This is a genomic window from Thermobacillus xylanilyticus, from assembly GCF_907165215.1.
Classification (GTDB): Bacteria; Bacillota; Bacilli; order Paenibacillales; family Paenibacillaceae; genus Thermobacillus; species Thermobacillus xylanilyticus.
Window position 1 is genome coordinate 1 of sequence record NZ_CAJRAY010000016.1, and the last position, 12,241, is coordinate 12,241.

A 12,241-nucleotide genomic window follows, 5' to 3' on the forward strand; every position below is an offset into this window, starting at 1 on the left:
CATAGTGACATTATCTCAGAACAGTTATACCGTGACATTATCACAGAACAACGACAATGAGGGTGCTTTCCGGTTGACAATCGCGGGGCGCAAGCGTATAACTATAGGATAGGTACAAACTGAATGCCGACCTGAAATTCGCTGACGAGAACGAGTAAGCTGCAGCGGTCGTTCCCCAGAGAGCCGGTGTCCACGCTGAAAGCCGGTGTTCGATCCGCAGCCGAAAATCATCTCCGAGAAGCGCGGCCGAACCTTGGAGCCAGGCAGTAAGCCGCGACGGAAATCCGCCGTTATCCGGATGCGCAGACCGCGGTCTGCGGCGAGGTGCCGCCAGGGGCCATGCGCTTGTTGAAGCGTACGGCGCCGGCGGAATGAGGGTGGTAACGCGAGCGAAGCTCGTCCCTTTCGGGACGGGCTTTTTTGCTTTTTGATGACCTGAGTGACGGGAGTGGTTGACCATGCAACGCGTAGACGTGAAAGAGCGGGCCAGGACCCGCGAACAGCGCATTCTCGAAAAGTGGAGGAAGGAAAACACGTTCAAGCGGTCGATCGAAAACCGCGCCGGAAAGCCCAACTACGTGTTCTATGAAGGACCGCCGACGGCGAACGGCATGCCGCACATCGGTCACGTGCTCGGTCGGGTAATCAAAGACTTCATCGGCCGCTACAAGACGATGTCCGGCTACCGCGTCGTGCGCAAGGCGGGCTGGGACACCCACGGCCTGCCGGTCGAGCTCGGCGTCGAGAAGCAGCTCGGCATCTCCGGCAAGCATGAGATCGAGCGCTACGGCGTCGAGGCGTTCGTGAAGAAGTGCAAGGACAGCGTGTTCGAGTACGAGCGGCAATGGCGCGAGATGACCGAGGCGATCGCCTACTGGATCGATCTGGACGATCCGTACATCACGCTCGACAACCGTTACATCGAAAGCGTCTGGCACATCCTGTCGACGATCCACAAGAAAGGGCTGCTCTACCGCGGTCACCGCGTGAGCCCCTATTGCCCGAGCTGCCAGACGACGCTCAGCTCGCACGAAGTGGCGCAAGGCTACGAGGATGTGAAGGACCTGTCCGCCACGGTCAAATTCCGGCTGAAGTCGGAGGACGCGTCGATCCTCGCCTGGACGACGACGCCGTGGACGCTGCCGGCCAACACGGCGCTGGCCGTCAATCCGGAGATGACCTATGTCCGCGTCCGCAAGGACGGCGAGACGTACATCGTCGCCGAGGCGCTCGCCGAGTCGGTCCTGAAGGAAGACTACGAGATCGTCTCGAAGGTGAAAGGCTCGGAGCTGGCCGGCCTCGCGTATGAGCCGCCGTTCCGCTATGTGCCGGTCAAGAACGCACATGTCGTGATCGCGGCGGATTTCGTCAGCGATACGAGCGGCACGGGCATCGTGCACATTGCGCCGGCGCACGGCGAGGACGACTACAAGGCGGCCCAGGCGAACAACATCGACATGCTCGGCGTCGTCGACCCCGCGGGACGCTACATCGACGCGGTGACCGACTTCGCCGGCCGGTTCGTGAAGGATTGCGACGTCGACATCGTGCGGATGCTCAGCGATCGCGGCCTGCTGTTCGCGAAGGAGCGCTACGAGCACAGCTATCCGTTCTGCTGGCGGTGCAAGACGCCGCTGCTCTACTACGCGACGGAAAGCTGGTTCATCCGGACGACGGCGGTGAAGGACCAGCTGATCGCGAACAATCGCGGGATCGAGTGGTATCCGGGCCATCTGCGCGACGGCCGGTTCGGGAATTTCCTCGAAGACCTTGTCGACTGGAACATCAGCCGGAACCGCTATTGGGGCACGCCGCTCAACGTCTGGGTGTGCGGCAGCTGCCGGGGCGAATACGCGCCGGACAGCATCGCGGATCTGCGCGAGCGGGCCGCCGGACCGGTGCCGGAAGATCTGGAGCTTCACAAACCGTACGTGGATGAAGTAAAACTGCGCTGCCCGCACTGCGAGGGCGGCGTCATGACGCGCACGCCCGAAGTGATCGACGTCTGGTTCGACAGCGGCTCGATGCCGTTCGCCCAGTACCATTATCCGTTCGGCGATCGCGCGAAGTTCGAGGACCAGTATCCGGCCGACATGATCGTCGAAGGGATCGACCAGACGCGCGGCTGGTTCTTCAGCCTGCTCGCGGTGTCGACGCTGTATACCGGCAAGGCGCCGTACAAGCGGGTAATTTCGACGGGCCACGTGCTTGACGAGAACGGCCAGAAAATGTCGAAGTCGAAGGGCAACGTCATCGACCCGTGGGAGATTATCGAAGCTTACGGCACGGACGCGTTCCGCTGGGCGCTGCTCGCGGACAGCGCGCCGTGGAACAGCAAGCGGTTCTCGCGCGGCATCGTCGCCGAGGCGAAGTCGAAGGTGGTCGATACGATCGTCAACGCGCACGCCTTCTACGCCCTGTACGCGTCGATCGACGGGTTCCGGCCGGAAGCGCACCCGTACCGGAAGCCGGCGAGCAAGTTGGACCGCTGGATCATCTCGCGGCTGAACAGCCTGATCCGGGATGTGCGCAAGGGGCTTGAAGCGTACGATTTCCTGAACCCGGCGAAGCGCATCGAGACGTTCGTCGACGAGATGAGCAACTGGTACATCCGCCGCTCGCGCGACCGGTTCTGGGGCAGCGGGCTGACGGACGACAAAATCGAAGCTTATCAGACGCTGCACAAAGTGCTGCTTGATCTTGCGCGGCTCATCGCGCCGTTCACGCCGTTCGTCGCGGAAGACGTGTACGTCAACCTGGGCGGCGGCGAGAGCGTCCATCTGGCGGACTACCCGCAGGCCGACGAGTCGCTGATCGACGAAGCGCTCGAGCGCGATATGGAGACGACGCGCAGGATCGTCGAGCTGGCGCGCAGCGTGCGCAACGAATCGGGCATCAAGACGCGCCAGCCGCTCTCCGAGTTGATCGTGTCGCTCAGCCGGCCGTTCCCGCTGGAAGAATATGAGGCGATCATCAAGGACGAGATCAACGTGAAGCGGATCGTCGTGGAGACGAGCGACAGCGGATTCGTCGAGTTCGACCTGAAGCTGAACCTGAAGGTCGCGGGCAAGAAGTACGGCCGCCATGTCGCGCCGATCCAGGCGCACCTGAAGTCGCTCCCCGCGGAGGACGCGCGGCGCGCGGTGCTGGAGGACGGCGGGCTCGACTGGACGTCTCCGGAAGGCGAGACGCTGCGGATCGCGCTCGACGAGCTGCTCGTCGAGAAGCGTGCCAAGACGGGCTTCAAGGCGGCGTCGGGCGACGGCGTGACGGTCGCGCTCAATACGGACATCACGCCCGAGCTGGAGCAGGAAGGCTGGGTGCGGGAAGTGATCCGCGCCGTGCAGGATACGCGCAAGAAGCTTGATCTGCCGATCGAGGCGCGAGTCCGGCTGCAGCTTGACGTGCCGCAGGAGCTGCAGGCCGCGCTGCAGACGTTCGATGAGCTGCTCAAGGCGAACGTGCTGCTCCGGGAGGTCGCGTTTGGTCCCGCGGACGGCATGGAGAAGGTGCAGGCGGGCGATTTTGCGATCGGAATCCGGATTGACGTCTGAGGACATACTGGAAAACAGACAAGCGAGGAAAACGGGCCACTGCGGCTCGTCCCCTGCGGGACGGGCCGGGGCTCGTTTTTCGTTTCGCGGGAAGATGCGGCTGCCACGGCTCTGCGGCGGCTCCGGAAAGGGGCGGACGGCATGGACGAACGGACGGAAGATCGGTCCGGGCGGGAGGATGAACGGTCCGGGCAAGCGGCGGATCGGTTGCCGCGGTCGGATAAACGGATCGAACAGGCCGACGGACAGTCCGGGCGGGCGAAACCCGGTGACCGGGAACATCGGATGGAGCTGTTGGCCCGGGAGTTGGACCGGCTGTCGGTCAGGCTGGAGCGGGCGAAGATCTCGGAATACGTCGATTTGCTCAACCGTCCGCTGTCGCTTATCTGGCGCAATCTGGTCGCCGGGACGGCGCGGGGCATCGGCATCGCGATCGGCTTCACGTTCTTCGCCGCAACGATTCTATATGTGCTGCAAATGCTCGGCAAGCTCAATCTGCCGATCATCGGGGACTACATCGCGGATATCGTGCGCATCGTGCAGCGGCAGCTGGAGGGGAGAACATATTGACAATTGTTGGCAACATGACTACGATGGTGAAACAAAGCAATCGATAGAAAGAGCGGTGGGGAAGCATGGCGGGCGGCGGTCGTTTTCGCCGGGCGGCGCCGGCGATCGGCCTGATCTTTCTGTCGCCGTGGGTGGGGGAGTTTCTGCTGGGGAGCAGCCCGATCCAGCATCTGCCCGCGGCCTTGGTGCTGCTGTTGCCGTTGTATGGCGGCGGTGCGCTGCTGATCCGGGAGATCGCGAGGCGGTTCGGGAGAAGCTATCCGGCCATCGTGTTGCTGGGAGCCGCATACGGGGTCATCGAAGCGGGATTGCTGGACCAGTCCATGTTCAATCCCGCTTTTCTGGATGAGGGAAGCGGTTCCGGTCTTGCCGAAAGGATCAACAGTGCGCTCGGCTACATCGTCGGGCATGCGGTGTGGAGCATCACCATTCCGATCGCGGTGATCGAGCTGATGACGCCGGGCAGAAGCGCCGTGCCTTGGCTCGGAAGGAAGGGGCTCGCGGCGGCCGCCGTTCTGTACGGGATCGGTTGCGCCACGGTGTTCTCGTTCATTTATGCGGAATACAAGTTCCTGGCGGAGCCATGGCAGCTCGCCGGTGCGGCCGCAGCCGCGGGATTGCTGATCGCCGCGGCGTTCGCTGTCGGACGGGGGGTTCAGGAACCGGCTTCGGCATCGGCCGGAACCGGCGCCTCCCGCAGCGGCGTGCGGCCCTGGCTGGTCGGAATCGGCGCTTTTCTGGTCTCCAGCGCGTTCGTCGCCCGTCCGGAGAAGAGCTGGGCGGGTTTGATCGGCGGCGTGTTACTGCTCGCCGCGGCCTGGTTTGTTGTGCGGCGCTCGGCGCGCAGCCGCTGGTGGAGCATCCGCCATCGGCTGGCGCTTGTGTCCGGCACGCTGCTCACCTACGCCTGGCTGGGGTTCTTCGTGACCTGGATGCTCTGGCCCGAAGACCGGATCGCATGGTTCGGGAATGTGCTGTTTGCGCTGATGGCCATTGCGTTGGCGGCGGCCATGGCCAGGCGGACCCGGACTGCGGAGAACGGTGCAGCCGGCGGCACCGGCCGAACCGGCGCGACCGGGCCGCCTTCCCCGTCATGCGTCAAGGAGGAAAGGCAAAATCACGGCGCTTAGACAAACTCGGCTCAACCCTTCTCGTCCAACCGGATGTCGACCACCGGTTCCGGTTCCAGCAGCGGCTCGCCTTCGCCCCGCTCCAGATATTCCTCATACGAGCGCCCTCGGACCACCGTGACATGCCGGCCCGTAATGTCGGTGGCCAAAAAACATTCGATCGGCTCGACGAATCCTTCCCGCTCTTCCGCTTCGATCGTGAACTTCTCGTAATCCGCCTCCGGGTCCTCCGCAAGCGCCGGAGAATCCGACGTGCCGTACGATTCGACGATCTGCCAGGCGTCCTCGCCGTCGAAGCCGGTCCACGAGTTTTCTCCGTCAAGGCTGGTCCGCCCGAACGGGCGCTCCATGCGTTCTTCCTCGACCGGGCGTCGTTCCGACTCGATCCGCTGCGGCGTGTGGCGGACGCAATACAGCGTCTCCGGCACGGCTTCGAGGCGTTCCGGCGGAATCGGCTCGCCGCATGTCCGGCAGACGCCGTAGGTGCCGTCGTCCATCGCCCGCAAGGCCGCACGGATCCGCTGCAGTCTCAGCTCGTCGTTCTCGAGCAGCGCGAGATCTTTGCCCCGTTCGAACGTCTCGGATGCGATGTCGGCCGGATGGTTGTCGATCATGGACAATTCGCCGGTATTGCCGCGCGCTTCCTCTTCGAGGCCGCGGCTGCCGCTTTCCCTCAGCCGCTCTTCCAGCTCACCGGCTTCCGCTTCAAGCTTCTGTCTCAGCGCCGTCAAACGGCTGCCGTCCAACGCCTTCATGCGGTCAGCTCCCTTCATCGCGTAGCAGTCGGTCGTAGCTTGTGCGCGGCGGACCGTTTTTACTATGAACGGAGGATTGTAACGCGTAACAGCGCAGGTTTTTTCTTCCTGAACAGGATGTGGAGCTGGCCGGCGCAGTTGTGATACAATGATTGGGACACGCGCATTACGGGGCTTGCCGGGGAAGCATTTTCGATCTTTGGGGCGGAGGGACGCGAAAGTTGAAGCATTTGCGCTATTATGCCGTTGCGGCAGTCGTATTTCTGCTGGATCAACTGACGAAGCAGATGATTGATGCGAATGTGGCCTTGCATGAGCAGATCAGCGTCATCGGGCAATTTTTCCTCGTTACGCACGTGTTGAACGACGGGGCGGCCTTCAGCATGCTGCCGGGCGCCCGGACGTTGTTCATCGTGATCACGAGCATTGTCGCCATCGGCATCGTCTGGTATATCGAGCGCAACTGGCGAACCGGCAGACCGCTCTTGCTGACGGCGTTCGCAATGGTGCTCGGCGGGGCGCTCGGCAATTTCATCGACCGGGTGCTGTACGGCCATGTGATCGATTTTCTGCAGTTCAATTTCGGCAGCTACACGTTCCCCATCTTCAATGTCGCGGACATGGGCATCGTGATCGGCGTCGGACTCATTCTGCTCGACGCGGTGCTGGATGTCCGCAGGGAGCGGGACAAGGCAACAGGCACCCTGGAAGGAGACGAAAACGGAAAGACCCATGACATCACAAGCGGAACGGAAGCCGACGAACCCGCAAGATGAATGGACCCAGGAATGGGTCGCGACGGAAGCGGAGGCGGGCGAGCGGATTGACAAATTCGTCGCCGAATCCGCGGAGGAAGGCGTGTCGCGCACGCAGGTCCAGGATTGGATCCGCGCGGGCGCCGTCACGGTGAACGGCGCAGCTGTGAAGCCGAATTACCGGCTGGAGCCGGGCGATGTCGTCGCCGTGACGCCGCCGGAGCCCGAGGATGCGAACATCCGGCCGGAGCCGATCCCGCTCCAAGTCGTCTATGAAGACGGCGACGTCATCGTCGTCGACAAGCCGCGCGGCATGGTCGTCCATCCCGCGCACGGCCATACGTCGGGGACGCTGGTCAACGCGCTGCTCCATCATTGCCGGGATCTCTCCGGCATCAACGGAAGGCTGCGGCCCGGCATCGTCCACCGAATTGACAAGGACACATCCGGCCTGCTGATGGCCGCGAAGAACGATCTGGCGCACGTGTCGCTGTCGGAGCAGCTCAAGGCGCACACGGTCGAGCGGGCGTATATCGCGCTCGTGCACGGCAATCTGCCGCACGATCAGGGAACGATCGACGCGCCGATCGGCCGCGACCCGCACGATCGCAAGAAGTTCGCCGTGACGGCCGGCGGCAAGCCGTCCGTGACGCATTTCACGGCGGTCGAGCGGTTCGGCGATTACACGCTGGTCCGGCTGCGGCTCGAGACGGGACGCACGCACCAGATCCGCGTTCACATGAAGTACATCGGCCATCCGCTGGCCGGCGATCCCGTCTACGGCCGGGCGAAAACCGTGCCGCTGGACGGGCAGGCGCTGCACGCCGCCGTGCTCGGTTTCGTCCATCCCCGAACGGGTGAGACGCTGCGCTTCGAATCGCCGATTCCCGATGATTTTCAGCGCATTCTGGATATGCTGAGAAACAGGTAGGCGGTTCGGCGCATTGCCGCATGAGTGCAAATTTTAGAGGGATTATTCCATTACGATCCTCGCCTCTGGGCGTTATGCTGATAGACAGCATAAGCCGGGGCCGCGCGCAGTATGCGCGTTAGGATGCGGCCCGCTTGAAAGGTGATGAGCCCATGGCCAGGATCAACCCCCATTACAAAGATCTGCAAGGCAGCTATCTGTTCTCGGAAATTGCCCGCAGGCGCGCGGCATTCCTGAAGGAGCATCCGAACGCGGACATCATCAGCCTCGGCATCGGCGACGTGACGCGTCCGCTGCCCGAAGCGGCGGCCGCCGCGATGCACGCCGCGGTCGACGATCTTGCGAAGGCGGACACGTTCCGCGGCTACGGTCCCGAGCAGGGCTACGATTTCCTGCGGGAGGCGATCGCCCGCCACGATTATCAGGCGCGCGGCATCGACATCCGCCCGGAAGAAGTGTTCGTCAGCGACGGGTCGAAGTGCGACGTGGGCAACATTCAGGAGATTTTCAGCCAGGACGCCGTCGTCGCGGTGCAGGACCCGGTCTATCCGGTCTACGTGGACACGAACGTCATGGCGGGCCGGGCAGGCGCTTACGACAGGGAGACGAACCGATATCAGGGCATCGTGTACTTGACCTGCGGCCGGGAGAACGGATTCAAACCGGCGCTGCCCGAACGGAAGGTCGACCTGATCTACCTCTGTTATCCGAACAACCCCACCGGCATGACGCTGACGCGGGACGAGCTGAAGCAGTGGGTCGATTACGCGAAGCAAAACGGCAGCGTCATCCTGTACGATTCGGCGTATGAAGCGTACATCCGGGAAGAAGGCGTGCCGCACAGCATTTATGAGATCGAAGGCGCGCGGGAAGTGGCGGTCGAGTTCCGCAGCTTCTCGAAGACGGCCGGGTTCACCGGCGTGCGCTGCGCGTACACGGTGGTGCCGCGTGATCTCAAGGCGAAGGATGCGGACGGGAACGACGTCGCCATCGCCGACCTCTGGAACCGGCGGCATACGACTAAGTTCAACGGTGTCTCCTACGTGACGCAGCGCGGGGCGGCCGCGCTCTATACGCCGGAAGGGAAGGCGCAGATCGCCGCGCTGGTCGACTACTACATGGCGAACGCGAAGTTGATTCTGGAAGGGCTGAAATCGGTCGGCATCGAAGCTTACGGCGGCGTCAACGCGCCGTATATCTGGCTGAAGACGCCGGAAGGCATCGACTCGTGGGCATTCTTCGACAAATTGCTCCGGGAAGCGCACATCGTCGGCACGCCGGGCGTCGGTTTCGGACAGGCCGGACAGGGTTACTTCCGGCTGACGGCCTTCGGCAGCCGGGAAAATACAGAGCGCGCGGTCGAGCGGATCACGAGGCTCGGCTGGTGACGGGCGAGCGGGAAAGCAGCGGTCCACGGGAACACGTGCGGTCATGCCTTCCCGCTTTTTGTCGGATCCGGCTATTGACTTCCGCGGACCAAAGTGTCATAATGCTGCTAATGAATGGTTGAACCTTTAATTCAGTCCCGTGAGGCTGACAAGGTAACGGCATATCGGACAGGCACAGGCCTGACGGCGGCGCTACCCGTGCGCGCGCCGAGGGTCGTGGTGTGGTGCGGCCTGACTCCTTGCGGCTTTTCGCAAGGAGTTTTTTTGTGGGTTCAATCAGGCGGAGGTGACGGCATTGGACGACATTCGACACGTCATCATGGATGAGACCGGCATCCGGCGGGCGCTCACGCGCATCGCGCATGAAATTCTGGAGAAAAACAAAGGCATAGACGGCTGCGTGTTCGCCGGCATTCGCACCCGCGGCGTCTATCTGGCGCGGCGGGTGGCGGAGCGGGTAGCCGAGATCGAAGGCAAGCCGGTGCTCGCGTTCGATCTCGACATCACGTCGTACCGCGACGACCGGGACGGCGCGGGACAGGCCGAAGCGCCGGCCTGCGCCGGCATCGACCCGGCGGAGATCCGGGACAAGCACGTCATCCTGTTCGATGACGTGCTGTTCACGGGCCGGACGATCCGGGCGGCGATGGACGCGATCATGGATGTCGGACGTCCGCGTTCGATCCAGCTTGCGGTGCTGGTCGACCGCGGCCACCGCGAACTGCCGATCCGCCCGGACTATGTCGGCAAGAACGTGCCGACGGCGCGCTCCGAATCGATCGGCGTATCGCTCAAGGAAGTGGACGGCTCGGATATGGTGGCCATTTACGGATCAGGGAGGCGCACGCGATGACGACGGCAGCGAAACTGAGGCAGCGCAGTCTGCTCGGCGTGAAAGATCTGTCCGCGGAGGAGATCGAATCGATTCTCGACCGGGCGCAGCATTGGGAGTCCAGCGGGAAGAAGATCCATAACGCCGTGCCCGACGCGATTGTGGCGAACATGTTTTTCGAGAACAGCACGCGCACGCGGTTTTCGTTCGAAATGGCGGCGAAACGGCTCGGCGCGCAGGTGCTCAACTTCTCGGCCGCCGTCTCGAGCGTGAACAAGGGCGAGTCGATCTACGATACGGTTCGCACGCTTGAGTCGATCGGCATCGACGCCGGAATTATCCGTCTGAAGCCGATCGGCGTGCTGCCGGAGATCGCCTCCCGCGTAAGCGTGCCGCTGATCAACGCCGGCGACGGCAACAACGAGCACCCGACCCAGGCGCTGCTCGATCTGTACACGATGCGGAAACATTTCGGCTCGCTGAGAGGCCTTCGCGTCGCGATCATCGGCGACATTCTGCACAGCCGGGTCGCGCGCTCCAATCTGTGGGCGCTGCGGAAATTCGGCGCGGAAGTATGCTTCTGCGCGCCGCCGAACCTCGAGGCGCCGGAGCTTGACGCGCCGTACGTGACGATGGACGAGGCGCTCGGCGCGGACGTCATCATGATGCTGCGCGTTCAGCTCGAGCGGCACGAGTCCGGCATGATCAAGTCGGCGGAAGATTACCGGGAGCACTACGGCCTTACGGTCGAGCGCGCCGCAAGAATCAAGGGGCACGCGATCATCATGCACCCGGCGCCGGTCAACCGCGGCGTCGAGATCGACGACGAACTGGTCGAGCATCCGCAGTCGCGCATTTTCCAGCAGATGGCGAACGGCGTGCCGATCCGGATGGCCGTCATCGAGCGGGCGCTGCGCGGATAGAACGGAAGTCCAAGAAGCAGGCGGCGCGGAGAATCCGGCCGCGCGTCCGGCGCGAAGGCCGGGCGCACAAGCGAAGGGAGAGCGATCTTGAGCCATGACGTTATGGATTGTGAACGGCAAAATCTGGGACGATGAAGCCGGCGATCTCGTGACGGCCCACCTCCGCGTCGAGGACGGCGCGATCGCCGCGATCGAGCGGGGCGGCAAGCCGGACACGGCCGGCGCCGAGACGATTGACGCTTCCGGCCTGCTTGTGTCGGCCGGCTTTATCGACATGCACGTCCATCTGCGCGACCCGGGCTTCACGCACAAGGAGGATATCGCCAGCGGCACGCGTTCGGCCGCGCGCGGCGGGTTCACGACGATCGCCTGCATGCCGAACACCCGGCCCGTCACGGACACGCCGGAGACGGTGCGGTACATCCTGGACAAGGCGGCCCGCGAAGGCGTCGTCAACGTGCTGCCGATTGCCGCGATCACGAAGAATGAGCTCGGCCGCGAGCTGACCGACTTCGCCGCGCTGAAGGAGGCGGGCGCGATCGGGTTCTCGGACGACGGCGTCGGCGTGCAGAACGCGCAGATGATGAAGGAAGCGATGCTGCGCGCCCGCGAGCTGGACCTGCCGATCATCGCGCACTGCGAGGATGACTCGCTCGTGCAGGGCGCCTGGGTGACCGAGGGCGAATTCAGCCGCAGGCACGGCCTGAAAGGCATCCCGAACGAGTCTGAGGCGATTCACGTCGGACGGGACGTGCTGCTGGCGGAAGCGACCGGCGCACACTACCACGTCTGCCACGTCAGCACGGAGCAGTCGGTGCGGCTCATCCGGCTGGCGAAATCGATCGGGGTCCGCGTGACCGCGGAAGTGTGCCCGCACCATCTGGTGCTGTCGGATGAAGACATTCCCGGCATGGATCCGAACTGGAAAATGAACCCGCCGCTTCGGACGCCCCGCGACGTGCAGGCGGTCATCGAGGCGCTGGAGGACGGCACGATCGACATGATCGTCACCGACCACGCGCCGCACGCCGAAGAGGAGAAAGCGAAAGGCGTCGATCTCGCGCCGTTCGGCATCGTCGGATTCGAGACGGCGTTCCCGCTGCTCTACACGAAGTTCGTCAAGACCGGCAGATGGAGCCTCGGCTTCCTGCTGCGCCGGATGACGAGCGATCCGGCCCGGGTATTCGGCCTGAAGGCCGGCCGGCTGGAAGCCGGCGCGCCCGCCGATCTGACGCTGATTGACTTGAGCAGCGAGCAGACGGTTGATCCGGCCAGTTTCAAGTCGAAGAGCCGCAATACGCCGTTTGCCGGCTGGCGCCTTCAGGGCTGGCCGGTCCGCACGATCGTCGCCGGCCGCACGGTCTGGCAGGCGGACTGACGGCTCAGGCGAACGGATTACATAT

General features: G+C 63.6%; 10 protein-coding genes and 1 other annotated feature. Of the genes, 9 read left to right on the forward strand and 1 reads right to left on the reverse strand.

All coding sequences use genetic code 11. The features are described 5' to 3' along the window. The first annotated feature begins 132 nt into the window (after positions 1–132). Positions 133–407 (forward strand) — a binding site (T-box leader). Positions 408–458: 51 nt separating this feature from the next. The 3 genes from ileS to KJQ12_RS02590 all read left to right on the forward strand — a co-directional run bounded on the left by ileS (position 459) and on the right by KJQ12_RS02590 (position 5,254). Beyond that, positions 459–3,554 carry an isoleucine--tRNA ligase gene (gene ileS, locus KJQ12_RS02580; RefSeq protein ID WP_213483355.1) on the forward strand — a complete coding sequence of 1,032 codons (3,096 nt, stop codon included), beginning with the start codon at positions 459–461 and terminating at the stop codon, positions 3,552–3,554. Positions 3,555–3,839: 285 nt separating this feature from the next. Beyond that, positions 3,840–4,124: a DUF5665 domain-containing protein gene (locus KJQ12_RS19495; RefSeq protein ID WP_086010552.1), complete on the forward strand. Its 285-nt coding sequence runs from the start codon at positions 3,840–3,842 to the stop codon at positions 4,122–4,124. 65 nt (positions 4,125–4,189) lie between these two features. Further along, a complete protein-coding gene (locus KJQ12_RS02590) occupies positions 4,190–5,254 on the forward strand; it encodes a hypothetical protein (protein WP_213483356.1) in 1,065 nt (354 codons plus the stop codon). 11 nt (positions 5,255–5,265) lie between these two features. On the opposite strand, the gene KJQ12_RS02595 is transcribed toward KJQ12_RS02590, so the two are convergent. After that, complete coding sequence (locus KJQ12_RS02595; protein WP_213483357.1) at positions 5,266–6,009, reverse strand: TraR/DksA C4-type zinc finger protein; 744 nt, start codon at positions 6,007–6,009, stop codon at positions 5,266–5,268. A 230-nt stretch (positions 6,010–6,239) separates the two neighbouring features. Here KJQ12_RS02595 and lspA point away from each other — a divergent pair, with 230 nt between their 5' ends. The 6 genes from lspA (at position 6,240) to KJQ12_RS02625 (ending at position 12,216) form a co-directional block, all read left to right on the forward strand. Next, positions 6,240–6,785, forward strand: a complete 546-nt coding sequence (lspA, locus tag KJQ12_RS02600; RefSeq protein WP_244860383.1) for a signal peptidase II — start codon at positions 6,240–6,242, stop codon at positions 6,783–6,785. Next, positions 6,742–7,695, forward strand: a complete 954-nt coding sequence (locus KJQ12_RS02605; protein WP_213483359.1) for an RluA family pseudouridine synthase — start codon at positions 6,742–6,744, stop codon at positions 7,693–7,695. The genes lspA and KJQ12_RS02605 overlap by 44 nt, the downstream gene beginning before the upstream one ends. Positions 7,696–7,847: 152 nt before the next feature. Continuing rightward, positions 7,848–9,083 (forward strand): LL-diaminopimelate aminotransferase, encoded by a 1,236-nt coding sequence (locus tag KJQ12_RS02610; protein WP_213483360.1) that lies wholly within the window; start codon positions 7,848–7,850, stop codon positions 9,081–9,083. Between the two features lie 295 nt (positions 9,084–9,378). Further along, on the forward strand, positions 9,379–9,936 hold the full coding sequence (pyrR, locus tag KJQ12_RS02615) for a bifunctional pyr operon transcriptional regulator/uracil phosphoribosyltransferase PyrR (RefSeq protein ID WP_041853887.1): 558 nt from the start codon (positions 9,379–9,381) through the stop codon (positions 9,934–9,936). Next, a complete protein-coding gene (locus KJQ12_RS02620) occupies positions 9,933–10,838 on the forward strand; it encodes an aspartate carbamoyltransferase catalytic subunit (protein WP_213483361.1) in 906 nt (301 codons plus the stop codon). Before pyrR ends, KJQ12_RS02620 begins: the two co-directional genes overlap by 4 nt. A gap of 94 nt (positions 10,839–10,932) precedes the next feature. Next, on the forward strand, positions 10,933–12,216 hold the full coding sequence (locus tag KJQ12_RS02625) for a dihydroorotase (RefSeq protein WP_213483362.1): 1,284 nt from the start codon (positions 10,933–10,935) through the stop codon (positions 12,214–12,216). The last annotated feature ends 25 nt before the right edge of the window (positions 12,217–12,241 follow it).

Coding starts and splice junctions, on each gene's coding strand:
- KJQ12_RS02595 (WP_213483357.1), bottom strand. CDS start 6,009: ATGAAGGCGTTGGACGGCAGCCGTTTGACGGCGCTGAGACAGAAGCTT.
- KJQ12_RS02590 (WP_213483356.1), top strand. CDS start 4,190: ATGGCGGGCGGCGGTCGTTTTCGCCGGGCGGCGCCGGCGATCGGCCTG.
- KJQ12_RS02610 (WP_213483360.1), top strand. CDS start 7,848: ATGGCCAGGATCAACCCCCATTACAAAGATCTGCAAGGCAGCTATCTG.
- ileS (WP_213483355.1), top strand. CDS start 459: ATGCAACGCGTAGACGTGAAAGAGCGGGCCAGGACCCGCGAACAGCGC.
- KJQ12_RS19495 (WP_086010552.1), top strand. CDS start 3,840: ATGGAGCTGTTGGCCCGGGAGTTGGACCGGCTGTCGGTCAGGCTGGAG.
- KJQ12_RS02620 (WP_213483361.1), top strand. CDS start 9,933: ATGACGACGGCAGCGAAACTGAGGCAGCGCAGTCTGCTCGGCGTGAAA.
- KJQ12_RS02625 (WP_213483362.1), top strand. CDS start 10,933: ATGACGTTATGGATTGTGAACGGCAAAATCTGGGACGATGAAGCCGGC.
- KJQ12_RS02605 (WP_213483359.1), top strand. CDS start 6,742: ATGACATCACAAGCGGAACGGAAGCCGACGAACCCGCAAGATGAATGG.